General features: G+C 68.3%; 21 protein-coding genes. 8 read left to right on the top strand and 13 right to left on the bottom strand.

The features are described from left to right. The first annotated feature begins 48 nt into the window (after window positions 1-48). Window positions 49-447: a phage holin family protein gene (locus ACFWUR_RS04890; protein ID WP_378901968.1), complete on the top strand. Its 399-nt coding sequence runs from the start codon at window positions 49-51 to the stop codon at window positions 445-447. Window positions 448-459: 12 nt separating this feature from the next. Here the strand turns inward: ACFWUR_RS04890 and ACFWUR_RS04885 are convergent, their stop codons facing one another. Together ACFWUR_RS04885 and ACFWUR_RS04880 are read right to left on the bottom strand one after the other, a co-directional pair. Next, window positions 460-1,329 (bottom strand): 1,4-dihydroxy-2-naphthoate polyprenyltransferase, encoded by an 870-nt coding sequence (locus ACFWUR_RS04885; RefSeq protein ID WP_378901965.1) that lies wholly within the window; start codon window positions 1,327-1,329, stop codon window positions 460-462. Between the two features lie 82 nt (window positions 1,330-1,411). Continuing rightward, window positions 1,412-1,876 carry an SRPBCC family protein gene (locus ACFWUR_RS04880; RefSeq protein ID WP_378901962.1) on the bottom strand — a complete coding sequence of 155 codons (465 nt, stop codon included), beginning with the start codon at window positions 1,874-1,876 and terminating at the stop codon, window positions 1,412-1,414. 113 nt (window positions 1,877-1,989) lie between these two features. Here ACFWUR_RS04880 and ACFWUR_RS04875 point away from each other — a divergent pair, with 113 nt between their 5' ends. Next, complete coding sequence (locus ACFWUR_RS04875) at window positions 1,990-5,553, top strand: BTAD domain-containing putative transcriptional regulator (protein ID WP_378901959.1); 3,564 nt, start codon at window positions 1,990-1,992, stop codon at window positions 5,551-5,553. Between the two features lie 55 nt (window positions 5,554-5,608). On the opposite strand, the gene ACFWUR_RS04870 is transcribed toward ACFWUR_RS04875, so the two are convergent. The 5 genes from ACFWUR_RS04870 to ACFWUR_RS04850 form a co-directional block, all read right to left on the bottom strand. Further along, entirely contained in the window at window positions 5,609-6,433 is an 825-nt protein-coding gene (locus ACFWUR_RS04870) for an ABC transporter permease (protein ID WP_378901956.1), read from the bottom strand. Next, complete coding sequence (locus ACFWUR_RS04865; protein WP_378901953.1) at window positions 6,430-7,416, bottom strand: ATP-binding cassette domain-containing protein; 987 nt, start codon at window positions 7,414-7,416, stop codon at window positions 6,430-6,432. The genes ACFWUR_RS04870 and ACFWUR_RS04865 overlap by 4 nt, the downstream gene beginning before the upstream one ends. Window positions 7,417-7,520: 104 nt before the next feature. After that, complete coding sequence (gene menE / locus ACFWUR_RS04860) at window positions 7,521-8,645, bottom strand: o-succinylbenzoate--CoA ligase (RefSeq protein WP_378902495.1); 1,125 nt, start codon at window positions 8,643-8,645, stop codon at window positions 7,521-7,523. 349 nt (window positions 8,646-8,994) lie between these two features. Further along, window positions 8,995-9,387, bottom strand: a complete 393-nt coding sequence (locus ACFWUR_RS04855; RefSeq protein ID WP_378901950.1) for a VOC family protein — start codon at window positions 9,385-9,387, stop codon at window positions 8,995-8,997. 13 nt (window positions 9,388-9,400) lie between these two features. After that, entirely contained in the window at window positions 9,401-10,294 is an 894-nt protein-coding gene (locus ACFWUR_RS04850) for a 1,4-dihydroxy-2-naphthoyl-CoA synthase (protein WP_378901948.1), read from the bottom strand. Between the two features lie 141 nt (window positions 10,295-10,435). Between ACFWUR_RS04850 and ACFWUR_RS04845 the strand changes: the two genes are divergently transcribed. From ACFWUR_RS04845 to menD, 3 genes are all read left to right on the top strand, one after another. After that, window positions 10,436-10,882, top strand: coding sequence for a DUF6918 family protein (locus ACFWUR_RS04845; RefSeq protein ID WP_056814402.1), 447 nt, complete (start codon window positions 10,436-10,438; stop codon window positions 10,880-10,882). Between the two features lie 363 nt (window positions 10,883-11,245). Continuing rightward, window positions 11,246-11,503, top strand: a complete 258-nt coding sequence (locus ACFWUR_RS04840; RefSeq protein WP_378901945.1) for a hypothetical protein — start codon at window positions 11,246-11,248, stop codon at window positions 11,501-11,503. A gap of 266 nt (window positions 11,504-11,769) precedes the next feature. After that, on the top strand, window positions 11,770-13,401 hold the full coding sequence (menD, locus tag ACFWUR_RS04835; protein ID WP_378901942.1) for a 2-succinyl-5-enolpyruvyl-6-hydroxy-3-cyclohexene-1-carboxylic-acid synthase: 1,632 nt from the start codon (window positions 11,770-11,772) through the stop codon (window positions 13,399-13,401). 30 nt (window positions 13,402-13,431) lie between these two features. Here the strand turns inward: menD and ACFWUR_RS04830 are convergent, their stop codons facing one another. Continuing rightward, entirely contained in the window at window positions 13,432-13,662 is a 231-nt protein-coding gene (locus tag ACFWUR_RS04830) for a hypothetical protein (RefSeq protein WP_378901939.1), read from the bottom strand. Window positions 13,663-13,844: 182 nt separating this feature from the next. Between ACFWUR_RS04830 and ACFWUR_RS04825 the strand changes: the two genes are divergently transcribed. After that, on the top strand, window positions 13,845-14,432 hold the full coding sequence (locus ACFWUR_RS04825) for a TIGR03086 family metal-binding protein (RefSeq protein WP_378901936.1): 588 nt from the start codon (window positions 13,845-13,847) through the stop codon (window positions 14,430-14,432). Between the two features lie 67 nt (window positions 14,433-14,499). Here ACFWUR_RS04825 and ACFWUR_RS04820 read toward each other — a convergent pair whose 3' ends face one another. Continuing rightward, window positions 14,500-15,132, bottom strand: a complete 633-nt coding sequence (locus ACFWUR_RS04820; RefSeq protein ID WP_378901933.1) for a TetR/AcrR family transcriptional regulator C-terminal ligand-binding domain-containing protein — start codon at window positions 15,130-15,132, stop codon at window positions 14,500-14,502. Window positions 15,133-15,214: 82 nt separating this feature from the next. On the opposite strand from ACFWUR_RS04820, the gene ACFWUR_RS04815 reads away from it, so the two are divergent. Next, window positions 15,215-16,258, top strand: a complete 1,044-nt coding sequence (locus ACFWUR_RS04815) for an aldo/keto reductase (RefSeq protein ID WP_378901930.1) — start codon at window positions 15,215-15,217, stop codon at window positions 16,256-16,258. Between the two features lie 21 nt (window positions 16,259-16,279). Here ACFWUR_RS04815 and ACFWUR_RS04810 read toward each other — a convergent pair whose 3' ends face one another. The 4 genes from ACFWUR_RS04810 to ACFWUR_RS04795 all read right to left on the bottom strand — a co-directional run bounded on the left by ACFWUR_RS04810 (window position 16,280) and on the right by ACFWUR_RS04795 (window position 23,245). Further along, the gene (locus ACFWUR_RS04810) at window positions 16,280-20,566 is read right to left on the bottom strand and encodes a molybdopterin-dependent oxidoreductase (RefSeq protein WP_378901927.1); all 4,287 of its coding nucleotides are present in this window, start codon (window positions 20,564-20,566) and stop codon (window positions 16,280-16,282) included. A 198-nt stretch (window positions 20,567-20,764) separates the two neighbouring features. After that, on the bottom strand, window positions 20,765-21,478 hold the full coding sequence (locus ACFWUR_RS04805) for a demethylmenaquinone methyltransferase (protein WP_378901924.1): 714 nt from the start codon (window positions 21,476-21,478) through the stop codon (window positions 20,765-20,767). 111 nt (window positions 21,479-21,589) lie between these two features. Further along, window positions 21,590-22,732, bottom strand: coding sequence for a glycosyltransferase family 4 protein (locus ACFWUR_RS04800; RefSeq protein WP_378901921.1), 1,143 nt, complete (start codon window positions 22,730-22,732; stop codon window positions 21,590-21,592). Between the two features lie 72 nt (window positions 22,733-22,804). Then, window positions 22,805-23,245 (bottom strand): DUF3592 domain-containing protein, encoded by a 441-nt coding sequence (locus ACFWUR_RS04795; RefSeq protein ID WP_378901918.1) that lies wholly within the window; start codon window positions 23,243-23,245, stop codon window positions 22,805-22,807. Window positions 23,246-23,328: 83 nt separating this feature from the next. Between ACFWUR_RS04795 and ACFWUR_RS04790 the strand changes: the two genes are divergently transcribed. Then, window positions 23,329-23,826, top strand: coding sequence for a DUF2505 domain-containing protein (locus ACFWUR_RS04790; RefSeq protein WP_378901915.1), 498 nt, complete (start codon window positions 23,329-23,331; stop codon window positions 23,824-23,826). Window positions 23,827-23,860 lie beyond the last annotated feature (34 nt).

The raw sequence follows: 23,860 nt of genomic DNA, 5'->3' as shown, positions 1-23,860 counted from the left end.
CGCATCAGACCCGCCGCAATGTCCGTTTCCGGGCTTAGCATGGCGTGTATGCAACTAGCAATCCGGTTGGTCATCAACGCCATAGCCATCTGGGCAGCGGCCGCATGGATCGACAAGATCGATATCTACGTGCCGCCCGAGTGGTCGGCGGAGTGGGGCAACTGGGGCAAGGCCCTTGTCCTGCTCATCGTCGCCCTCGTGTTCACAGCGGTCAACGCCGTGATCAAGCCGATCGTGAAACTCCTGTCGCTGCCGTTCGTGATCCTCACCCTCGGCCTGTTCCTGCTGGTGGTGAACGCGGCGATGCTGTGGCTCACCGCCAAGATCACCGAGATCACCGACTACGGTCTGCGCGTCGACGGCTTCTGGGCCGCCGTCTGGGGCGGGGTGATCATCATGCTGGTCAACTGGGTGCTCGGCATCTTGGTGCCGGACGGCGACGACTAACGGGCGTCGGACTCAGCCGAGTCCGACGGCCAGTGCGCTCAGCGCCGACCAGGCCAGCAGCGCCAGCCCGGAATCACGCAGAGCCGGAATCAAGTCCAGCCCGCCCTTGCCGGTACGCACCGGGGCGTTGGCCCGGATCGCCAGCGGCAACGCGAGCAATCCGGCCAGCGCCCACGGTGTCCGTGCCACCAGGGCGAGGCTGACCACGAACGGCGCCGCGAGCAGCACCAGGTGCAGGGTGCGGGTGCGCGCATCGCCGAGCTTCACGGCGAGAGTGACCTTGCCCGACTCGGTGTCGGTCGGAATGTCACGCAGGTTGTTGGCCACCAGCACCGCGCTGGAGAACGCGCCGACACCGATCGCGAGCAACAGGCCGACCCAGTCGACCCGCAGCGCCTGCACGTACTGGGTGCCGAGCACCGCGATCAACCCGAAGAACACGAACACGGCGATCTCGCCGAAACCGCTGTAGCCGTAGGGCTTGCTGCCGCCGGTGTAGAACCAGGCGCCCGCCAGGCACAGCGCTCCGATCAGCACCAGCCACCACGCGGTGGTCACCGCCAGCACCAGGCCCGCGACCGCGCCGATCGCCAGGCTGAGCACAGCGGCCGTGCGAACCGCCGTGGGGGAGGCCAGCTTCGAGCCGACCAACCGCAGCGGACCGACCCGCACGTCATCGGTGCCGCGAATACCGTCGGAGTAGTCGTTGGCGTAATTCACCCCGACGATCAGTGCCAGCGAAACCAGGAGGGCCAGTGCCGCTTTCCACCACACGGCCGCGTCGAGCGAGGCGGCGGCGCCGGTGCCCGCCAGTACCGGCGCGATCGCGTTGGGCAGCGTCCGCGGCCGGGCGCCTTCGATCCATTCCGCTGCTGTAGCCATGGATCGAAGCCTAATCCGACAACCACGCCGCGCGCTCCCGGAGTCCCTCGCGCACGGCCGGAGCGTGGGCAAGGTCGCAGCGTCAGGCGGGGGTGGATTCGGCGATCGTCTTGAGCCGTGCCAGGCCCTTGTCGAAGTCCTTGCCGATGAAGCTGTCGATCGGGAAAACCTTGCCGAGCACGCCCATCAGGCCGCTGTGTGTGCCGGTCATCTTCCAGGTCACGTCGGTCCCGCCGTGGACAGGCACGAAGGTGAAGGTGACGAAATTGGTGGCCTTGAAAGGCTTCTCGAAGGTGAGCTCCACACCGATCTCGCGTTCGGCGGCGGCTTTGATCTCCATCACGCCCGCACCGGCTTTGCGGTTGCCGCGCCAGGCGTAACGGGCACCGACACCGGATTCCGGACCGGTGTAGGTGCGGGCGAGCTGCGGGTCGGCATCCTCCCATGGCGACCACAGCCGCCACTGGTGGAAGTTGTCGATCAGTGCGCGGATGCGTGCTGGTTCGGCGGCGATGACGGTGCGCCGAGTCACCTCGAAGTTGCCCATGTGCGTGAGCCTAAAGCGCGGTGGGGACAAAATCGCGGGACACATCGACGGTGGTGTCGCGGCGGGCGCGAACAGGGGACCCGATGCCGGGCTCGCCTACGATGACATCCGGCATGTCTGCACAGCACCGCGGCTCCGAGGGGTCGCCCTCCGAGGCTCTCTCCCACGTTGTCGTGGGGGTGCTCGGCGTGATCGCGATCCGCCGCGACGACGCCATGATCGCGCTACCCGGCGCCCGCGCCAGGTTGCTGCTGGCCGCCCTCGCGGCGCACCCCGGCCGGGCTCGCAGCGCTGCGACGCTGATCGAGGCGGTGTGGGGCGAACAACCACCCCGCGCGCCGATGAACGCGCTGCACACCCAGGTCTCGCGACTGCGGGCGATGCTGCCCGACGGCGCGCTGGAGATCGGCCCCGCGGGCTACCGGCTGACCTTGCCCGCCGAGTGCGTCGACCTCACCGCGGTCACCGCGCTGGCGCGCCGAGCCGACGAACTCCTGGCCGCCGCGAACACCGCCGACAGCCTCGCCGCGATCGCAGTGGCCCGCACCCTCTGGCGCGGCGAACCCGGCGCCGATCTTCCTGATTCCGCCCCGGCCGACGATCTGCGCACGGCCGCCGACATGCTCCGTCGCCATCTCGATCGCACCGAACTCACCGCCTACACCACCCGGCGCGACTTCACCGCCGCGGTCCCGCTGGCTCGCGCCGCCGCCGCGAGCGACCCTTTGGGCGAATCGGCCCACACGACCCTGATCCGACTGCTCGCCGCCGCGGGCCGATCCAGCGAAGCCCTCGAAGTCTTCGCCACGTACCGCCTGCGCCTGATCGAAGAACTCGGCGCCGACCCAGGCCCAGCCCTTCTCGCTCTCAACACCGCGATCCTGCGTGGCGAGTCGATCGAGCTCCCTGGAACTCGCGCGCCACTGGCCATCGCCGAGGTCGACCCGAGCGCCTCGATGCCGAGAAGCCGATCCGCCGATGAGAGCGCAGACGGGCAGTACCCGGCTGACCGTCCGCGTTCCGGGGAAGTCGAGAGGGATCTGGTCGGCACGTCGGCGAGCGGTGACAGTTTCTCTTCGTGGACCGGCGTATCGCCCACCGATCTCACGCGGGTGGATCGGGGCAGGGGCAACGCGCTGCCTGTCGCAGTGGCGAACTACCGGTCCTCGCCGAACCACACCCCGGTAATCCGCACAGCATGGGGTCTGCGTGCCGCACCGAATGAATTGCTCGGTCGCACTGCCGATCTCGACGCGATTACCGACCTGGCGCAGCGTTGCAGGGTGACGACCATCTCGGGGCCGGGCGGCACCGGCAAGACCAGAGTCGCCCATGCGGTGGGCGAACGACTGGCCCGTTCGGTGCCGGTGGTCCTCGTCGAATTGGCCTCGGTACAGGCCGAATCGGAGGCGGATGCCGAAGCGCGCACCGGCATCGAGGTCGCGATCGGGCAGGTGATGGGTATCGGTGAGGTGCGCGATCCGGGTGCTGTCCGGCCGGGCAGGCACCTCGACACGAGCGCACGCCTGCGTGGGGCGCTGGCGGCGCGACCGATGGTGCTGATTCTGGACAATTGCGAGCACGTGATCGATGCCGCGGCCGAGGTGGTCGCCGATCTGGTCGGCAGTTGTGCCCAGTTGACGATACTCACCACCAGCCGCTCACCGCTGGCCATCACCGCCGAATCGGTCTATCCGCTCGCCCCTTTGGCGATCGATGCGGCCGGTTCGCCCGCGACAGCACTGTTCTCGGCTCGTGCTCGGGCGGTGCGCCCCGACGTGCGTCTGGATCCCGACACGGTGATCCGGCTGTGCCGCACTCTCGACGGTCTCCCGCTGGCGATCGAGTTGGCCGCCGCGCGGGTGCGCACGATGAGCGTCGCCGAGATCGAGACCAGGCTCGAACATCGCTTCGCCCTGTTGCGCAGCGGCGATCGAGCCGCACCGCACCGGCACCGCACGTTGCACGCGGTGATCGCCTGGAGCTGGAACCTTCTCGACTCCGATCAGCAGCTCACCCTGCGCAGGCTGAGCCGTTTCCCGGCCGGGTTCACCCTGTCCGCGGCCGAGATCGTCGCCGCAGGCCCGGATGTGGCCGCCGCGGTCGACGGGTTGGTCGGCCAGTCCCTGCTCACCGTCCTCGACGACCCCGACGGCGCGGGGGTCCGCTACCGCATGCTCGAAACGGTGCGTGAGTTCGGCGCCGAACAGATCGATGCCGTCGATGCGCAGACCGAGGGCGCCGAGTCCGCGCTCGTTCGGGACAGAATGGCTTGTTGGGCGAGGGAATTCGCGCTGCGTGCGGTGCGCGGCTACCGCGACGGCGGTCAGGTGCCCGCGGTGCTCGCGGTGACCGCCGACCTGGACAACCTGGTCGCCGTGCTGCGCACCGCTGTCGACCGAGCCGACGCCGACACCGCGTACTCGGTCTTTCCCGTGGTCGCGATGGTGTGGGTGATGCGCGGTGCGCACCTGGAATTCACCGGGTGGGCGATGCGCTTGGTCGCCCTCCCGCCGCCACCGGCCTCGGGCGAGATCGCCGACCTGCAGATGATCGCGCATCTGCTGACCTGCCTGCACATGCTGTTCCTCAAAGACGGTGGCGCTCGCGCGACGGCGCTCGTGCGTTCGCGCGCGCGGCGGTTGCTGACCGACCCCGAACTCGATCCAGGACTGGCTTTCCTCGGTGCGGTGATCACCGTGCGGCCCAGGAAGTTCCGGCTGGGCAGGCTGTTCGCGCGGGGTGTGCGCTCACACCATCGACAGGTCCGGGTCGCCGCGCTGGTGGCGCGCGCCAACTTCTGGGAAAACGGTGGCAACATCGCCGGCTCGACCCGTGACTCCCTGCGCGCACTCGACGACATGGACCCGGCGGAGGTCTGGGGTATGTCGACGGTGTGCCAGCACCTGGCCCAACTGTGCGGCCAGTCTGCGCGTTACGGCGATGCCGTGCACTATTACCGTCGCGCGCTGGAGTTGATGAGCAAGCTGCGCGTGCACGACGAGATCATGGAGAGTCGCTGCTACCTGGCGGCAGCGTTGGTCGGCAGCGGCCGACTCGAACAGGCCCGCGCCGAACTCGACTTCGTTGTGCGGCCCGATGATTCCGGCGTCAGCCCGGTCGACGACCCCACCGTCCGCCGCAACCACCGGTTGGCGAACGCCGCCACCGCTCTGGCCGAACTCGAACTCGCCGAGGGCGACATCGACGCCGGACTGTGCCACTACCGCCGCGGGCTGGAGCTACTCGGATGGCCCGATTTCGAACCGACGCCCGGTCCCGGTTCGCTGATGGTCGCGGCCGCCACCGTGAGCGCCCATGTGCTGCACGGCCGGGCGACGGCGGCCACCGGTCTGGTGTCGGAGATCATCGAGACCGCTGATCAACGGTTGGCCCAGTACATCGACCTGCCGCAGATCGGCGCGGTCTCCTGCGCGCTCGGTTCCTACCTGCTCGCCACCGACAACCGGCGTGCGGATGGACTCGAACTGCTCGCTCTGGCAGAGACATCGATGGCCAGGCAGGACAATCCGTCGATGGAACTCACCGCGCACCTCGCGCTGCATCGGAGCGCGGTGGGCGAGGCCGCGATGGACGCCGCGCTGCATCGCGCGGCGGGCACGCGCCGCCTCGACGCCGCGATGCGCGTCATCGAGATCATCGCCGGACTGCACTGAAAACGGCAACGGCATCCGACTCGGAGGATCGAATGCCGTTGCGGGGTAGCGGTGTTCAGGCTCGACGCATGTAGGCCCGCGCCGCCAGCGGCGCGAATATCGCGATCACCACGAGCGAACCGACCAGCGACCAGACCAGATCGGTGCCATAACTGTTGGAGTTCATCAGTTCCCGGCAGGTGTTGACCATGTAGTACACCGGGTTGGCGTGATTGAGCGCCTGCATCCAACCCGGCATGGTGCTCACCGGGGCGAAGGCGCCGGACATGAACGTGAGCGGGAACATCACCATCATCGAGATGCCCTGCACCGACGCGGCGCTCTTGCCGGTGACGCCGACCAGCGCCCAGATCCAGCTCACCGCGAACGAGCACACCACGACCACCAGGCAGGCCGCGACGACACCGGCCAGCCCCCCGCCGGGGCGGTAGCCGAGGGCGAGCCCGACCAGCACAGTCAGCGTCGAGGCGATGGCGTAGCGCACCATATCGGCAAGCAGCGCGCCCGCCAGCGCCGAAACCCGGGCGATGGGCAGGGATTTGAAGCGGTCGAACACACCCTTGTCCATGTCCTCACGCAACTGCGTGCCGGTGACCACGGAGGTCAGCACCACGGTTTGCACGAGGATGCCCGGGATGAGCACCGGCAGGTAACCCGACACGCTGCCCGAGATCGCGCCGCCGAAAATGTAGGTGAACAGTGCGGTGAACAGGATCGGCTGCACCGTCACGTCGAAGAGCTGTTCCGGATTGTGTTTGATCTTGAGCAGGCCGCGATAGGCCATGGTGAACGAGGTGGAGACCGTATCGCGCAGGCTGATTCGGTCGCTGGTCCGGGGCAGATCGTCGGTCTGCGCGGGAGCGGTGAGTACAGCGTTCATGCCGCGCTCCGTTCGGTGTCGTCGAATTCGTGGGCCGAATGCCCGGTGATGGTGAGGAAGACTTCGTCGAGCGTCGGCTTGCTGACCGTGATCTCCTCGACCCCGACCTCCCAGTCGCGCAACCGGATCAGCAGGTCGGCGGTGAGATTCGGGTCGGGCAGCGGTGCGGTGAGCCGACCGGCCTCGGGGCTGATCTGCGCGCTCACGCCCAGGAAGTCGCCGACGATGCGGCGGGCCTCATCGAGCTGTTCGGGATCGAGCAGGGTGAGGTGGATCGACGCGCCGCCGATGGAGGCTTTGAGCTGGTCGGCGGTGCCGTCGGCGATCACCTTGCCGCGGTCGATCACCGCGATCCGGTCGGCCAACTGGTCGGCCTCGTCGAGGTACTGGGTGGTGAGCAGCACCGTCGTACCCTCGCGGACCAGCCTGCGGATGGTGTCCCACATCTGCGCGCGGGTGCGCGGATCGAGGCCCGTGGTCGGTTCGTCGAGGAACAGCAGTGGTGGGGCGGCGATGAGGCCTGCGGCGAGGTCGAGGCGCCTGCGCATGCCGCCGGAGAAGGCCTTCAGCGGTTTGTTCGCGGCCTCGGTGAGGTCGAACTCCGCGAGCAGTTCGACGGCTTTGCGGCGGGCGTCGGGGCGGCTCAGGCCGAGCAGCCGGGCGAAGATGATCAGGTTCTCGGTGGCACTGAGCATCTCGTCGACCGAGGCGTACTGCCCGGTGACACCGATCAACGAGCGCACCGCGTTCGGCTCGGCCACGACATCGCGGCCGAAGATCCGGGCGCTACCGCCGTCGGGACGAAGCAGGGTGGCCAACATCTTGATGGTCGTGGTCTTGCCCGCGCCGTTCGGCCCGAGCACGCCGTACACCGCGCCGCGCGGCACCGACAGGCTCACCCCGTCGACCGCCCGCTGCTTGCCGAACACCTTGACCAGCCCGTCCGCCTCGACGGCCAGGGATGAAGTGGGTGTGAAAGTCATGAGCACTACCGTGCCCACCCCGACTTGCACGCCCCTTGCACGACGCTGTCGGCACCTCTTGCATCGGTTGTCCGGCCGAGAACACGCGCGCGCCGGCGCGCAGACTACTCGGCCAGCAGGAGCTTGCGCAGGGCCGTGCGGTCGGGTTTGCCGGGGCCGCGGAGCGGGATCTCGGTCAGGACGGCCAGTTCGCGCGGGGCGGCGATCGAGTCGAGCTCGGCCACCACATGGGCACGCAGTTCGTCCAGCGTCGGTTCGGCACCCGGCGTCGGCACGATCGCGACCGCGACCCGCTGACCCAGTCGCTCATCGGGCAGGCCGAGCACGATGCACTCCCGGATTCCGGGATGGTTGGCCAGCACGGCCTCCACCACCTGCGGAATCACCAGCAGTCCGCCGGTCATGATCGCCTCGTCGAGGCGACCCGAAATCGAGAGCACCCCGTCGTCGTACGAGCCCGCGTCCTCGGTCCGGAACCAACCGGGCTCGGCGAAGGCCGGATGATCGGGCAGATTGCGGTAGCCGCGCGCGATCATCGCACCGCCGAGGACGACGCGACCGTCCTCGACCCGCACCTCGGTGCCGTCGAGCGGAACGCCCTCGTAGACGCACCCACCGCAGGTCTCACTCATCCCGTAGGTCCGCACCACGGTGATACCGAGGTCACGTGCCCGATCCAGGATCGGCGCGGGGGTGGCCGCGCCGCCGACCAGGACACCGTCGAGTTCGGCCAGCGCCTTGGCCGCCACCGGCGAATCCAGCGATTTGATCAGCTGCGTCGGCACCAGTGCGGTATAGCGGCGCGGTCCACGCATCGCGCCGACCGCTCCGGCCAGCGCCTCGGGCAGGAACCCGCCCGATACATCGAGCACGGTCGGCTCGGTGCCGGCAAGAATGCTGCGCAGCAACACCTGGATGCCGGCGATGTGATGGGTCGGCAGTGCCAACAGCCAGCTACCCGGCCCGCCGAGGCGCTCATGGGTGGCGTTGCCGCTGGCTCGCAGAGCCTCGGCGCCCAGCAGCGCACCCTTGGGGATACCGGTGGTGCCCGAGGTCGTCACGACCAGTGCGACATCGTCATCGATGGGATCGCCCGGCTTGAGCGCGTCGGAAAGCCTGCGGGCCTCACGACGGTCGGTGGTCGGGATCGGCAACCAGGCCGGACCGCTGCCGTCGAGGGCTTGTCGCAGGTGGGGCATCACTTCGCTCACCCCGGAACCAGTCGGCATCTGCAGCGTCCGCAGGGTTCTGCTCACGCCGCGGCCTCGCCGGCGCTCGGCGTGCGCCCTGTGCGCCGGCACATGATTCGCTCGCTGCGCTCCCACATGCCCACCACCTCCGGATACAGCTTGCCGCGCGCCCTCACGGCTTCGATCGTGTCATGCGACCGGCAAGACCCGGCCAACGGGTCGGTTTGCGGGGAAACGGGTCGGGAAAGCCAGACATAGCCACTGCGATTCAGTAGATGGACACCACTCGCACTGCGGTCCGGACGACATCGGTCGGGCGCTTGCTCGCAGCTATCGTGCGCGGCCGAGCCGCGATCGGCAACTCGGCTCGGCCGCGGGTACTGCGTTCTCACTCCGCCGACCAGCGCGGATCCCGCCGGATCGGATGTTCGGCGGGGACCTGCACCAGCACGATCGCGACCCCGTCCGGATCGCGAATCCACATCTCCCGCAGACCCCACGGTTCGAGCACCGGAGTGCGCTCGATCGCGATTCCCTTCAACGACAACTCCGCCGCCGCGTCGTCGACATCGCGCACCTGCAACCAGATGGCGCCGTCGAAGCTGCCGGACCGGCCGCTGCCACCGTGCGCGGCGACCTCGAGCAGCGACTGCCCGGCGAAGAACACCGTGCCGCCCGGGTACTCCCGCGCGATCGCCAAGCCGAGCCCGTCGCGATAGAACGCCAGCGTGCGCCCATAATCGCTGGGACGCACGATGATCCGGCTGTTGAGAATCTCCATGGGGTGTCCGTTCTCAGAAGTACCAGGGGTAGGGCGTCCAATCGGGCTTGCGCTTCTCCAGGAAGGAGTCTCGGCCTTCCACCGCTTCGTCGGTCATGTACGCCAGGCGGGTCGCCTCGCCCGCGAACAGCTGCTGACCGACCAGGCCGTCGTCGAGCAGGTTGAACGCGTACTTCAGCATGCGCTGCGCCTGCGGCGATTTGCCGTTGATGTCGGCGGTCCACTCGAGCGCGACGTTCTCCAACTCGGCATGGTCGACGACCTTGTTCACCGCGCCCATCTGGTGCATCTCCTCGGCCGTGTACGGCCTGCCGAGGAAGAAGATCTCGCGGGCGAACTTCTGGCCGACCATCTTCGCCAGGTAGGCGCTGCCGTAACCGCCGTCGAACGAGCCGACATCGGCGTCGGTCTGCTTGAACCGCGCGTGTTCGCGCGAGGCGAGCGTCAGGTCGCAGACCACGTGCAGGCTGTGTCCACCACCCGCCGCCCAGCCGTTGACCAGCGCGATCACGACCTTGGGCATGAAGCGGATGAGCCGCTGCACTTCCAGGATGTGCAGGCGACCCGCGCGCGCCGCGTCGACGGTGTCGGCGGTCTCGCCGTCGGCGTACTGGTAGCCGTTGCGGCCGCGGATGCGCTGGTCGCCTCCGGAGCAGAACGCCCAGCCGCCGTCCTTCTCGCTCGGACCGTTACCGGTGAGCAGCACCGCACCGACATCGGGGCTCATCCGCGCGTGATCGAGCGCGCGGTACAGCTCGTCGACGGTGTGCGGGCGGAACGCGTTGCGCACCTCGGGCCGGTCGAACGCCACCCGCACCGTGCCCTGCTCGATATGCCGGTGATAGGTGATGTCGGTCAGGTCCTCGAACCCGGGGACGGGCTGCCACAGCTTCGGATCGAAAGTCACGAACACGATTATTGCCCTATCGCCGGCGGGCTCGATACGAGGTCGCAACACCGCAGCTCGAGCGGTCGCCGCATACTCTGAGCACCCGATGCGTATAGTTGCGCCTGCTCGTACATCGAACCGATCCGGAGGAACCTGAAAGTGGTTGCAGCACTGTCTGAATCCCTGCTCGACGACGCCAAACGTCCGGCTTTCCTTGCTGACGCCGTCGAGGTGCTCGACGCCGAGGTCTCGGACAAAGGTGGTGCGTCCGGCCTCGCCGTGAAGGGTGGGTACGCGGCGGTCAAGAAGATCAGCCCGACCATCGTTCCCGACGGCCTCGCGTCGCTGGCGCCGAAGTTGCTCGATCAGCTCCAGCCGTATTGGGCCGAGTTCACCACCTCGGGCACCGGCACCTTCGCGGATCTGCTGGCCGCGAAGTCCGACGAGGTCGCCGAGTCGCTGCTGGCCGTCACCGACGCCCGCGCCGAGTCGTCCACCCGGCCGGCGCTGAAGAAGGTGTACTCGTCGATGCGTGGTTCGGCCAAGAAGCACGTCATCGAGGCACTGCCGCGCGTGGGCGATCTGGTGCAGAAGCACGCGGGCTGAGCAGTACGGCGGGGTAGCCCTCGCCACGATCGACTGATCGAGGCCGGTGTGAGTTCGGGTGACCGAACCACACCGGCCTTTCGCGTTCGAGGGTGACCACACTCACGTAACAGGGGTGCGCGGTGGCGGCGGACACACCGATTCCCGGTCGGCGGTAAATTCCGGGATGGTCCGTGTGAGAAATATAACCGCCTCGGTGAACGCCAGGATAATTGCGGGTTGCCACGAATTCGACAAGCGCGCGGCATTCATCGTCGCGATTGACAACCACCCGGCCGTATCGATTACGTTGCCAATCAGGCGATTCGGAATATGAATTGCTCAGATGTCTGCATTGCAATGGTCGAAAGGAAGTTTGCTCACATGATCTCTCGCAAGACCCTCGCCGCCACCGGTGCTGCCGCTGCCGCCACTGTCATGTTCTTCGGTCCCGCCGTCGCGAGCGCCGAGACCGGGTCCGCCGAGGCAGCCACGGGCTCGGCCGACATGCTGACCGGCTCGTCCGCGGGTTCGAGTGTGCTCGAGTCGGGCAGTGCCGCGGTCGACAGCGCCACCTCCGCGATCCTCAACATCATCGAGTCCGTCACCGGCATCCAGGATCTCACCGCGCCTGCCGAGTGATCTGAGCATTTATTCGACCAGCCTTTTGTCGGTTGGCGGAATTTCCGGCGGCGAGCTCTTTGCTCGTCGCCGGATTTCTTTCTTTTGTTGTTCTCTTTGCGATTCCACGAATATCGACCGACCGGGTTCTCGAACAGCTCTTGATCCAGGTCCGTGTTATCGGCGATCGGTCGCGGGTCCGAATGCCGGTGCGGGGCCCGGCTCGGTGACGCAGGCAACGCGGGCCGGGGGCAGACGGGTGCGCGCTGGTCTGACAGGCTGTAAATGTGAATCCGTCAACTGCGCAGGCACGAGTGGTCGTCGACGAGCTCGTCCGTGGCGGCGTCCGCGAAGTGGTGCTGTGCCCCGGGTCGCGCAACGCGCCACTGGCCTTCGCGCTGCAGGCGGCGGACGCGGCCGGGAAGCTGCGGCTGCACATGCGCGTCGACGAGCGCACCGCCGGGTTTCTCGCCATCGGTCTCGCGGTGTCGTCGGGGCAGCCGGTTCCGGTCGTGATGACCTCCGGCACCGCGGTCGCGAACCTGGGTCCCGCTGTACTGGAGGCCAATTACGCGCGGGTGCCGCTGATCGTCGTCAGCGCCAACCGGCCCTACGAGATGCTCGGCACCGGCGCCAACCAGACGGTGGAACAGCTCGGGCTGTTCGGCTCCCAGGTGCGTGCCACGATCAGCCTCGGGCTGGCGGAGGCCGAGGTGGGCGAGGCGGCCTTCCCTCGGCAGAACAGTGTGTGGCGCTCGACGGTGTGCCGGGTACTCGCCGCCGCGCGCGGAACCCGCTCCGGCAACGCGGGTCCCGTGCAGTTCGACATTCCGCTGCGTGAACCGCTGGTCCCCGAGCTGTCCGACGATCCGCTACCCGTCGGCCGCGAGGGCGAGCGGCCGTGGACGGCAACCCAATACGCCACCCTCGATGTGCCGCTCGACATCGACCTGACGCCCGATACCGTCGTCATCTCCGGTCACGGCGCGCGGCTGCTGCCCGAACTCGCCGCGCTGCCGACCGTGGCCGAACCGACCGCGCCGATGCACGGTCCCGCCCTGCATCCGCTCGCGTTGTCGCTGCTGAAGCCGACCCAAGCGATCATCACCGGACGCCCGACCCTGCACCGGCAGGTCTCGCGCGTGCTGGCCGATCCGAACGTCACCGTGTTCGCGCTCACCACCGGTCCGCGCTGGCCCGACGTGTCCGGCAATGTGGTCGGCACCGGCACACGCGCGGTGACCACCGGTGCGCCGCGTCCCGACTGGCTGGGCCGGTGCGCCGAACTGAACCTGCAGGCCGAATCGGTGGTGCGGGCAGAGCTGGCCACGCATCCGAAGGCGACCGGCCTGCACGTGGCCGCCGTGGTGATGGACGCCTTGCGCGAGGGCGATCAACTGCTGCTCGGCGCGTCGAACCCGGTGCGCGACGCCGCCCTGGTCTCGTTTCCGCGCCCCGGCATCCGGGTGCTGTCCAATCGCGGTGTCGCCGGGATCGACGGCACGGTCTCCGGCGCCGTGGGTGCCGCCCTGGCGCATCCGGGCCGCACCGTGGCGATGATGGGCGACCTCACCTTCCTCCACGACGCGTCCGGCCTGCTGATCGGGCGCGGCGAACCACGCCCGGACAACCTCACGATCGTGGTCGCCAACGACGACGGCGGCGGCATCTTCGAGCTGCTCGAACAGGGCGATCCGCAGTACGCGGGCGTGTTCGAGCGAGTGTTCGGCACCCCGCACGGCATGGATCTGGCCGCCTTGTGCGCGGCCTACCGCATCCCGCACCGCCAGGTCGACCCCGCCGAACTGGCCGTGGAACTGGCCACCGACGCGCACGGGCTGCGGGTGCTCGAGGTCGCTACCGAGCGGTCCAGCCTGCGCGAACTGCACGCTGCCCTGCGGGCGAAGATCGTCGGCTAGGCGAACCCGCGCCGTCGCCTCGGCTGCCCGTCAGCCCTCGTCGGCGACAACGAACTCCTCGTCGATCGGGACGGGGATGGTCTGCTCGATCACGTCCGCCGGATTCGCGCTGCCTGCGTCACGGGCGATTCTGGCCGCCATCTCGTCGGTGTAGTCGGCCGGACCATCGGGGTCGTCGTCGCGGTAGGCGGACTGTTCCTGTTCGACGCGATCGGCCTCGGGGATCTCGTCCAGTGGGCGAGTGGGTTCGTAGTCGATCATCGGTGCTCCTCGTTCGTCGGCCTGCTCGATCGGTTGAGCCTCGGACGTGATGTGTCGTTGATCGGATCCTGCGCTGTCCAGGGTGCGCCGATCCGGTGCGCGCGGCAACCCGCACCGATGATTTTTCGACAGTGGGGCCGTCTACACGAGTGCAGCCGCGAAGTCATCGATGAGGAGTGCTCATGGAACCGCAGTTCGATCTCGAACCCGCCGCTCGGTCACTTGCCGCGGTCGTCGACGGCATCACCGACGACCAGCTCGCCGACCCGACACCGTGCGGTGAGTCCACGGTGCGCGATCTGCTCGCCCATGTGGTCGGGCTGACCGAGGCCTTCCGGCAGGCCGCGACGAAGGAGTCGGTGGGTCACTCCGCGCCGCCGCCCGCCGGTGCCGACAGCCCGCTGCCCGACGACTGGCGAACCCGCATCGCGGCGCAGCTCGAGACGTTGACCGTGGCGTGGCGTGTGGGCGCGGCTTGGGACGGCGACACCGAGGCCGGTGGAGTCGAGCTGCCCGCGCCGGTGATGGCGATCGTCGCGCTCGACGAGATCACCATCCATGCGTGGGATCTCGCCGTCGCGACGGGACAGCAGATGAGCGTCGCCCCCGCGGACATGGCGATCCTGCACGAGTTCCTGCGCGACACCGACCCCGCGGGTACTCCCGGATTGTTCGGCCCGGTCGTCGAGATCCCGGCCGACGCACCAGCATTCGAGCGACTGCTCGGTCTCACCGGCCGCGACCCCGCTTGGCGCTCCGCGGTCGTGTGAACCTCGGTCTCGACACGGGCCTCCGCTGGTGGCCTGTGCTGATCCAGCGTATGGGCGTACTCGTCGGTCAGGCGCTGACCTCGTCGGGTGTGACGACGAACGTTCCCGCGGCGGTGGCGATAGCGGCAGCCCTGGCCGATCGGTCGGCGATGTCGTCGTCGATCGGATCCCCGCTGGCCAGTAATCGGTAGTAGAGCGGCGCGGAGACGGCCGAGAGTACGGCGCGCGGGTCGGTGCCGGCGGGTGCTTCGCCGCGAACGACAGCCTCTTCGACGCAGGGTGCCCATTCGGTGAGGCGGGTGTCGTAGAAGGTGTGCAGCGCGGCGGCGGTGGCATCGTCGCAGGTGGCGGCGGCTATGACAGCGCGGAAGAGATTGCTCTGGCGACCATCGGCGAGGGTCTTCGCGACCAGCCGGGCGTTGGCTGTCAGGTCGTCGAGCAGTGAGCCGGTGTCGGCGCGGGGCAGCGACTGCTCGGCCATTTCGACGAGCAGATCGGCGACCAAACCGGCGGGGGTACGCCAGCGGCGGTAGACGGTGGTTTTGCCGACCCCGGCACCGGTGGCGACTTCGGTCAGATCGAGGTGCGCGAACCCCCGGTCCGCCAGTAGATCGCCGGCCACTTCCAGGACGGACTCGCGCACCCGGGCGGTCCGTCCACCAGGGCGAACAGAGCCCGGCCAGGCGATGTCGTGGTCCATAACGGAACTCCTGTTTCATTTAGCGCGAGTCGGGTGTACTGTCGATCGTGTTAACGAAACTATAGACCCTTTAGGAGCTCTCATGGAATACCGGCGGCTCGGCGCATCTGGTCTTCTCGTCCCGGCACTCGGCTTCGGCGCAGGCACCTTCGGCGGCCGTGGTGCGCTGTTCGGCGCGTGGGGTGATACCGATGCCGCGCAGGCAAGGCGGTTGCTCGACATCAGCCTGGAGGCCGGTGTCACCCTGTTCGACACGGCCGACGTGTATTCCGACGGTGCGTCGGAGGAGGTCCTCGGCGCGGCGATCAAGGGCAGGCGCGAGCAAGTGCTGCTGTCGACGAAATCGGCGCTCCCCACCGGCCCCGGCCCGCACGAGGCAGGGTCGAGCCGCGCCAGGCTGATCCGTGCCGTCGACGCGTCACTGCGTCGCCTCGGCACCGACTATCTCGACCTGTTCCAACTGCATGCCTTCGATGCGGGCACACCGCTGGCGGAAACCCTCACGGCCCTGGACGATCTCGTGCGGGCGGGCAAGATCCGCTACCTCGGCGTCTCCAATTTCGCCGGCTGGGAGTTGATGAAAACGCTCGCGACCGCTGAGGCGCTCGGCCTGGAAAAGCCGGTGGCGCACCAGGTCTACTACTCGCTGGTCGGACGCGACTACGAATGGGAACTGATGCCGCTCGGTGCCGATCAGGGCGTCGGCTCCATCATCTGGAGCCCGCTCGGGTGGGGCAGGCTCACGGGCAAAGTCCGTCGCGGACAGCCGCTTCCGGCAGGCAGTCGACTGCACGAGACAGCGCAGGCGGGCCCGCCCGTCGACGACGAGCGTCTCTACGACGTGGTCGATGTGCTCGATCGGATCGCCGCCGAAACCGGCCGCAGCGTCCCGCAGATCTCCCTGAACTGGCTGCTCACGCGGCCCACCGTGGCCACGGTGTTGATCGGTGCTCGCAACGAAGAGCAGTTACGTCAGAACCTCGGTGCCGTCGGCTGGCAGCTCGACTCCGAACACCTCGCCGCTCTCGATGCCGCGAGCGCGACGACACCCCCGTACCCCTACTACCCGTACCACCGGCTGCCCGACTTCGCCCGGCTCAACCCGCCCGCGATCCGCGCGGCCTGAACCGACCCAGGGCGGGACATGTCAGTACACGTCACGCACGTACCGCTTCTCGGCCACGAGCTGCTTTTTGAAGGCCAGTGCGCCCGCCTCGTCCAGCTTTCCGTGGATCTGGGCGATTCGCAGCAGGGTGTCGTCGACATCCTTGGCCATGCGGGCGGCGTCACCGCACACATAGAAGTGGCCGCCGTCGCGTAGCCACGACCAGAGCTCGGCGCCGTGCTCGATCATCCGGTGCTGGACATAGACCCGTTCGCGCTGATCGCGGGAGAAGGCCAGGTCGAGGCGGGTGAGGAAGCCGGAGCGGAACATGTCCTCGAGCTCGGCGCGGTAGTAGAAGTTCTGGGCCGCGTGCTGGTCGCCGAAGAACAACCAGTTGCGCCCGGTCGCGCCCACGGCCCGCCGCTCGTGCAGGAAACCGCGGAAGGGAGCGATACCGGTGCCCGGGCCCACCATGATCATCGGGGCATTTGGGTCCAACGGCGGACGGAAATGCGGTGCCCGCTGCAGAAAGATCGGTACCTCGCCGGTGCCTCGATCGGCCAGGAACGTCGAGCACACACCGCCGCGACGGGCCGAGGTGCCCACCGGGTCGCCGTAGCGGACGACACCCACCGTCAACTGCACTTCGTCGGGGGTGGTCAACGGGCTCGAGGAGATCGAATACTGGCGGGGCTGCAGCTTTTTCAGGGCACCCAGCCAGTCGACCAGATCGGTGCGCACCGGGAAATCGCGCAGCACATCGACGGCCTGGCGGTCCCACAGGTAGGAGGCGAGTTCGTTGCGGTTGTCGCGGCGCAGCAGTTTGGCCAACTGCGGGTGGGGGTTGCGCTCGCCGATGAAGCCGAGCAGATCCTGGCTCACCTTGGTGATGTCGTAGTGCGTGCGCAGGGCATCGGTGAGCGTGAGTTCGCGCTCGTCGACTTCGATCGTGCGCCGGCCGTCGAGGCCGGTGCAAGCGAGCCATTCTTCGACCAGATCGGGGCAGTTGGCGGGCAGTACGCCCAGCGAATCGCCCACCTCGTACCCGGCCTCGAGGTCGTGGAGGTCGAAACCGAAGCGTCGCACCTCTTTCGGCGAGCCGGGAGCGCTCAGGATCTCGTTGCGCATCAGGGTGGCGCGGACCGGTGACTGGCGGGTGAACGGTGCGGCAGGGGTTCGCTGTGCCCGGGCGGGAGCGGACACGAGCGGCCGGTCGAGCACGGTCGCCCCACCTCGACCCGCTGGTGAGGGCATCGTGCGGGTGGGATTCGTGTGCAGGGCGACGCCGTTGGCGCCGTCAGGGAAGAGGTTGTTGGAGGGGCTGCCCGCATTGTCACGGTCACGCGACGGGCCCGGTGAGGTGCCGCGACCCTGCGGGGCACCACCGGCCGAGCCGCCGTCGTCGGGGGATCCGCTGGTGATCGCGGCCAGGACATCGTCGAGCCACTGCTCGGCGGTGTCGGCGAAATCGGGTTCGCTGTCCACCCGTGGCAGTAGTCGCTTCGCGCCCCGCTCGGCGAACAGGGTGTCGAGCTTGCGGCCATGGCCGCAGAAATCGTCGTAGGAGGAGTCACCGAGCGCGAACACCGCGTAGCGAACACCGTTGAGCCGAATGATGCTGTCTTCGAGCCGATTCCAGAAGTCGGCACCGTTGTCCGGCGGACCACCGTCGCCGAAGGTGCTGGTGACGATCAGAACGTCACCGGCGATCGAGGTGAGCTCGCAGGAATCCATATCGAGCAGTGACGGCGTGAGACCCGCCTCCGAGAGGCGGGCCGCGACGGTGGCGGACAGCTCTTCGGCGTTGCCGGTCTGCGAGGCCCACAGCACCGTGACCGGGTGGGGGACAGGGCTGTCGGTGGCGTCGGCGGTGGCATCGGCATTGCGCGAGTACATGCCGGCCAGCAGGCCGTCGACCCACAGTCGTGACTGTGTCGACAGCGGCGCGCTCACCGGCAGCACCGGCTGCCCGGTCACCGGCAGTGACTGCAGGGCGGCGAGGTAGCCGCCGAGATAGATGCGTTCGGTCTCGCTGAGCGTGGGCGAGGTACCGGCGTCGAGGCCGAGTATCCCGGCCAGTGGATGCGCGGCCGGTGCGGCGGGCAGCTGCGCGGGTCGCGGGGGCGCCTGCTCGGCGGTGGGGGCGGGGCCAACCCGGCGCAGTGCCACCGCGCACGCCTTGAACTCCGGCTGCAGCGAGGCCGGGTCCACCGCGTCATTGGTCACCGCGTTGATCGTCAGGTATTCGCCCTGTTCGTCGTTCCAATGGAAAGGAGCAAAACAATCACCAGGTCGCACCCGGTCGCTGATGCGCACCGGCAACACAGCACGGCCCCGGCGCGAGGCGATCTCGAGCTGATCGCCCGGCTTCAGGTCGAGGCGTCGGGCGTCTGTGGGGTGGACTTCGACGAACGGCGCCCCGTTCAGCTTCGTCAGCTTGGCGACCTTGCCGGTCTTGGTCATCGTGTGCCACTGATGTTGCAGCCGACCGGTATTGAGCAGGAACGGGTAGTCGTCGTCGGGCAGTTCGGCGGCGGGCAGATGCGGGCGGGGGAAGAACACCGCGCGCCTGCTCGCGGTGGCGAACGCGAGCCGCGGGGTGGTGCCGTCGGCCGCTACGTGCAGCGGCTGATGGGTGCCGTCGTTGAGATAGCGGATCGGGTTGCGCGGTGTGTCGGCGTCGTTGCACGGCCACTGCATCGACCCCTCGGCCAGACGCTCGTAGCTCATGCCACTGAGGTCGTAGCCGGTGGCGGGGTTGGTGAACTGTCGCAACTCGGCGAACACCTCGGCGCTGGAGGCGAAATCGAAGCCGGCGAAACCCATCGCCGTGGCGACCTGGGCGATCAGCAACCAGTCCGGTCGCGCGTCGCCGATCGGGTCGACCGACTGCCGCAACAGGGTGACGTTGCGCTCCGAATTCACCATCACCGCATCGGCTTCGGCCCACAGCGCGGCGGGCAGCAACAGATCGGCGTAGGCATTGGTCGCGGTCTCGCCGTAGGCATCCTGCACCACGACCAACTCGGCCGCCTCGAGACCCGCGATCACGGTCTTGCGATTGGCAACGGTGGCAACGGGATTGGTGCAGATGATCCAGGCGGCCTTGATCTCGCCGTCTGCCAGCTTGCCGAACATGTCGATGGTGCCAGGGCCTGCTTCGGTGCGCAGGGTTCCGGGGGGCAGATGCCAGGCGGTCTCGACGAAGGTGCGATCGGCGGGGGAGAGCACGCTGCGCTGGCCGGGCAGGCCGGGGCCCATGTAGCCCATCTCGCGGCCACCCATCGCGTTGGGCTGGCCGGTGAGCGAGAAGGGCCCACTGCCCGGCCGACAGATGGTGCCGGTCGCCAGGTGCAGGTTGACCAGGGCGTTGGTGTTCCAGGTGCCGTGTGTGGACTGGTTGAGCCCCATGGTCCACAGCGACATCCACTCGCCGGCTTCGGCGATCATCGTGGCCGCGGTGCGGATATCGGCCTCGGCCAAGCCGGTCACCTCCGCGACGCGGGCGGGCGGGTAGTCGGCGAGGAACTCGGGCATCGCGTCCCAGCCCTCGGTGTGCTCGGCGATGAAGGCGGAATCGATCGCACCGTCGGCCACCAGCAGGTGCAGCAAGCCGTTGAGCAGGGCGAGGTCGGTGCCCGGTGCGATCTGCAGGAACAGGTCGGCGCGGGCCGCGGTATCGGTGCGGCGCGGATCGACCACGATCAGTTTCGCGCCTGCCTTGAGCCGTTCGGCCATGCGCAGATACAGGATCGGGTGGCAGTCGGCCATGTTCGCGCCGCTGACCAGGAACAGGTCGGCGTGTTCGAAGTCGTCGTAGGAGCCAGGGGGCCCGTCCGCGCCGAGCGATTGCTTGTAACCGGTGCCCGCGCTGGCCATGCACAGGCGCGAGTTCGCTTCGATGTGCACGGTCCGCAGGTAGCCCTTGGCCAACTTGGTCGCCAGGTACTGGGCCTCCAGCGACATCTGCCCGGAGACGTAGAGGGCGATCGCGTCGGGGCCGTGCTCGTCGAGGATCGCGCGCAGGCGGGTGGCGGTCTCGTGGACGGCTTCGTCGACCGGCAGCGGAACCGGGACCTGGCCGCGCTCGGGACGCCGGTAGGCGGTGTCCATCCGGCCGGGAGCGGCCATCATCTCCGCGTGGGTGGCGCCCTTGGTGCACAGCCTGCCCGCGTTCGCCGGATGCAGCTTGTCACCGCTGACCTTCGCGATCAATCGCGCGCCAGACTGATCAGTCTTAGTCTGGACGTTTATGCCGCAGCCGACGCCGCAGTACGAGCACTGTGTACGCACAGTGTCCGTGTCGCGGCCGTCCGCTTCCCCTGTCATGACTCGATCATGCGCATGTGTCGTTGCGCCGGATTTACCGAAAGTTATGTCCAGGTGACAATCGACCTCACACGTCAAAATTTCGACGGTGAGGATGCGGTCCGAATATCACGCCTGATCAGGGCGCATTCCGGGTCGCCGGCCCGCAGACGCGCACAGTCCGGGGTGACCGGACTCACCCCGGCTGTCGACGCCGTTTCAGCCCAATTTGTAGCCGCGGTGCAGTGCCACCACGCCACCGGTGAGGTCACGCCACTGCACCGAGTCCCAGCCGGCGTCGGCGATCCGGCGAGCCAATCGGCGCTGGTTCGGCCAGGCGCGGATCGACTCGGCCAGGTACACGTAGGCGTCCGGGTTGGAACTCACCGCGCGCGCCACCCGCGGCAGTGCCTTCATCAGGTACTCCATGTAGACAGTGCGGAACGGGCCGAACACCGGCGTGGAGAACTCGCAGACCACGACCCGCCCGCCCGGTTTGGTCACCCGCAGCATCTCGCGCAGCGCCAGATCGATATCGGCGACATTGCGCAGACCGAACGAGATGGTCACCGCGTCGAAGGAATCGTCGGCGAACGGCAGTGCCATCGCGTCGCCCGCCACCATCGGCACCTGCCGGAACCGACCCGCCCCGAGCATCCCCTGCGAGAAGTCGGCGGCCACGCACCAGGCGCCGGACTTGCCGAGCTCCACGGTCGAGACGCCGGTCCCCGCGGCCAGGTCGAGGACCCGCTCACCGGGCCGCAGCCCGAGAGCGCGTCGCGTCGCCCACCGCCAGTACCGATCCTGGCCACCGGAGATGACCGTATTGGTGAGGTCGTAGCGCTTGGCCACTCCGTCGAACATCGACGCGACCTCGTGGGGTTGCTTGTCCAGCGAAGCCCGAATCGGTTCTCGCTGCTCTGTTGTCGCCACGAACCGAGCTTAGAGTTTTTTCGCCGCGATAGCGCCAGTGGGATTCACCACCCTGGTGCGCGCGGGCGCGAAGCGTTCGTGCGTTCTTCGCGCACGACAGCGGCGCTACGTTCAAGCCGAGCGAGGCAATCGCTGCCGCATCCCGGTGACGTCGGCGTAGTGGCTCATCAGCTCGGTGCAGACCGCAGGCCAAGTGCGGTGCAGCACCGACTTGCGCGCCGCCGCCGCGAACTTGCCGCGCTGCCCCGCATCACGCAGGGCGGACACCGCACTCGGCAGCAGTTCCGTGAACCGGTCGACCGGCAACAGATACCCGTTGCGGCAGTGCGAGATCAGATCCCGAGGCCCACCGGCATCGGGCCCGATCACCGGCACACCCGAGGACAGCGCTTCCTGCACGCCCTGGCAGAACGTCTCGTGTTCGCCGGGATGCACCATCACGTCCAGGCTGGCGTAGTGCGTGGCCAGCTCACTGCCACCCAGCTCGCCGGTGAACACCGCATCCGGCATCAGCCCGCGCAGTCGTGCCCGTTCCGGCCCGTCGCCCACCACGACGAGCTGGACAGACGGGTCACCGGCCAGCGCGGCCAACCGCTCCACATGCTTCTCCGGTGCGAGCCTGCCCACGAACCCCACGACGAGCCGATCACCGGACCCCAGCCAGTTCGCCCGCAACTCGTCGCTGCGCGCGGCCGGGGAGAACCGGGCGATGTCCACCCCACGACCCCAGCGATGCACTCGGGGAATGCCGTGCTCGGCGAGGTCGTGCGCGGCCGCCGACGACGGTGCCAGCGTGCGGGTGGCGCCCTCGTGGATCCGGCGCGTCCACGCCCACGCGGCCCGTGCCGCCAGCCCGAGCCCGTAACTCTTGGCGAACCCGGCCACATCGGTCTGGTACACCGCCACAGTCGGCAGATCCAACCGCGTCGCCGCGGCGAGACCGCCCGCGCCGAGCAGGAACGGCGAGGCCAGGTGCACCACATCGGGATCGAAATCGGCGATGGCGGCGGTGATCCCCGGTTGCGGCAGGCCCACCGGCAGCGAACTCACCTTCGGCACCATCATCGCGGGAACCCGGTGCACCGGAAACCGGCCGTGGAACCTCGGCGCCGGTGGGGCGCCGCGCAGCGTATCGGGCGCCACGATCATCGCGTCGTGACCGTGCTGGTCCAGGTGATCCAACACCCGCAGCACGGAGTTGACGACGCCGTTCATGTTCGGCAGGAAGGACTCCGAGACGATGGCTACGCGCACTCTCCCAGGGTGACCGCCACACCGCGCGACACCCCCACACCGACGTGAAGCCGGGACGAACAGCAAACGAAGTTACGAATCGCGCTGCTTGCGTCGCACGAGCCACAGCACCGGCAGGGCCAGCGCCCATGCCACGAAGATCACCGACGCCGCCGGGATGGTCGCCACCCGCGCGTCGCGCCCGGCCACCCGGACCAGGTCGGGGTCGCGCGTGCTGTACTCCACGTTGATCCGCTGACCAGCGGTCAGATTCGTCGGATACAGAATGCCGACCTTCGGATTGTGGGTCACGCTGTCGGGCGTCACATAGGTCACCGCCGAGCGCAACCGGCCGGCGGACAGCACTTCGCCGGAGGTGACGCCGCGATGGCGCTCGATCTCGAAATCGTTGCGCCAGGCCGCCAGTACCAGCAACACCATCAGCACGCTGACCACCGTGGCCGCACCGACCACCCACGCCCGAACTCGTCGCAGGCGCTTGTTCCGCCGCTCCGACAGGCTGGTTTCCGACACCCGCCACACAGTACCGGTCACCCCGACATCGGCAGTCCGTGGTTCTCGGCCGCCTCGATCCGGCCTCACCTAACATTCCCCCCATGTCCCGCAAATTCAGCTTCACCGTGCCCTACACCGTCCCGGTAGAAGAGCTTCACCGGGCACTCGTCGACGATGCGGTCTGGCAGGCGCGCTTCGCCGCCGCCGAGACCGCGACCATCGAACTCACCCATCCCGACGGCCCCGGCTCGATCACCATCCATATGACCGAAACGCCCGGTAAGGACAAGGTCCCCGCCCTTGTGCGCAAGGTGCTCAAGAGCGATCTCGTCCTCGTACGCACCGACAACTGGCAGCCACTGGACGGCGAGACCGCCAAGGGCAGTTTCACCGGCAACACCAGCGGCATCACCACCGAGATGTCGGGCACCTACGAACTGCGCCCCACCGCCGAGGGCTGTGAAATCGAGGTCGTCGGCGCCGTGAAGGTGAAGGTTCCACTGGTCGGCGGAGCCATCGAGCCACTGGCCGAGCAGCTGCACCAGCGTGTCCTCAACAGCGAACGCAAGTTCATCGAGAACTGGTTCGCCAAGCTCTGAGCCGACAGCGCCGGGTGCCGCTCCACCGAGCGGC

The sequence above is a fragment of the Nocardia sp. NPDC058633 genome (assembly GCF_042717045.1).
Lineage (GTDB): Bacteria > Actinomycetota > Actinomycetes > Mycobacteriales > Mycobacteriaceae > Nocardia.
Note: the sequence above shows the minus strand (reverse complement) of the source record. Positions and strands in the feature narration are given on the sequence as shown.

What these genes read in the sequence shown, in the direction of transcription:
- ACFWUR_RS04855 (WP_378901950.1), bottom strand. Translation starts at nt 9,387, where the DNA reads ATGGAGATTCTCAACAGCCGGATCATCGTGCGTCCCAGCGATTATGGG.
- ACFWUR_RS04870 (WP_378901956.1), bottom strand. Translation starts at nt 6,433, where the DNA reads ATGAACGCTGTACTCACCGCTCCCGCGCAGACCGACGATCTGCCCCGG.
- menE (WP_378902495.1), bottom strand. Translation starts at nt 8,645, where the DNA reads ATGCCGACTGGTTCCGGGGTGAGCGAAGTGATGCCCCACCTGCGACAA.
- ACFWUR_RS04880 (WP_378901962.1), bottom strand. Translation starts at nt 1,876, where the DNA reads ATGGGCAACTTCGAGGTGACTCGGCGCACCGTCATCGCCGCCGAACCA.
- ACFWUR_RS04840 (WP_378901945.1), top strand. Translation starts at nt 11,246, where the DNA reads ATGATCTCTCGCAAGACCCTCGCCGCCACCGGTGCTGCCGCTGCCGCC.
- ACFWUR_RS04820 (WP_378901933.1), bottom strand. Translation starts at nt 15,132, where the DNA reads ATGGACCACGACATCGCCTGGCCGGGCTCTGTTCGCCCTGGTGGACGG.
- ACFWUR_RS04875 (WP_378901959.1), top strand. Translation starts at nt 1,990, where the DNA reads ATGTCTGCACAGCACCGCGGCTCCGAGGGGTCGCCCTCCGAGGCTCTC.
- ACFWUR_RS04885 (WP_378901965.1), bottom strand. Translation starts at nt 1,329, where the DNA reads ATGGCTACAGCAGCGGAATGGATCGAAGGCGCCCGGCCGCGGACGCTG.
- ACFWUR_RS04790 (WP_378901915.1), top strand. Translation starts at nt 23,329, where the DNA reads ATGTCCCGCAAATTCAGCTTCACCGTGCCCTACACCGTCCCGGTAGAA.
- ACFWUR_RS04830 (WP_378901939.1), bottom strand. Translation starts at nt 13,662, where the DNA reads ATGATCGACTACGAACCCACTCGCCCACTGGACGAGATCCCCGAGGCC.
- ACFWUR_RS04890 (WP_378901968.1), top strand. Translation starts at nt 49, where the DNA reads ATGCAACTAGCAATCCGGTTGGTCATCAACGCCATAGCCATCTGGGCA.
- ACFWUR_RS04825 (WP_378901936.1), top strand. Translation starts at nt 13,845, where the DNA reads ATGGAACCGCAGTTCGATCTCGAACCCGCCGCTCGGTCACTTGCCGCG.
- ACFWUR_RS04810 (WP_378901927.1), bottom strand. Translation starts at nt 20,566, where the DNA reads ATGACAGGGGAAGCGGACGGCCGCGACACGGACACTGTGCGTACACAG.
- ACFWUR_RS04815 (WP_378901930.1), top strand. Translation starts at nt 15,215, where the DNA reads ATGGAATACCGGCGGCTCGGCGCATCTGGTCTTCTCGTCCCGGCACTC.
- ACFWUR_RS04865 (WP_378901953.1), bottom strand. Translation starts at nt 7,416, where the DNA reads ATGACTTTCACACCCACTTCATCCCTGGCCGTCGAGGCGGACGGGCTG.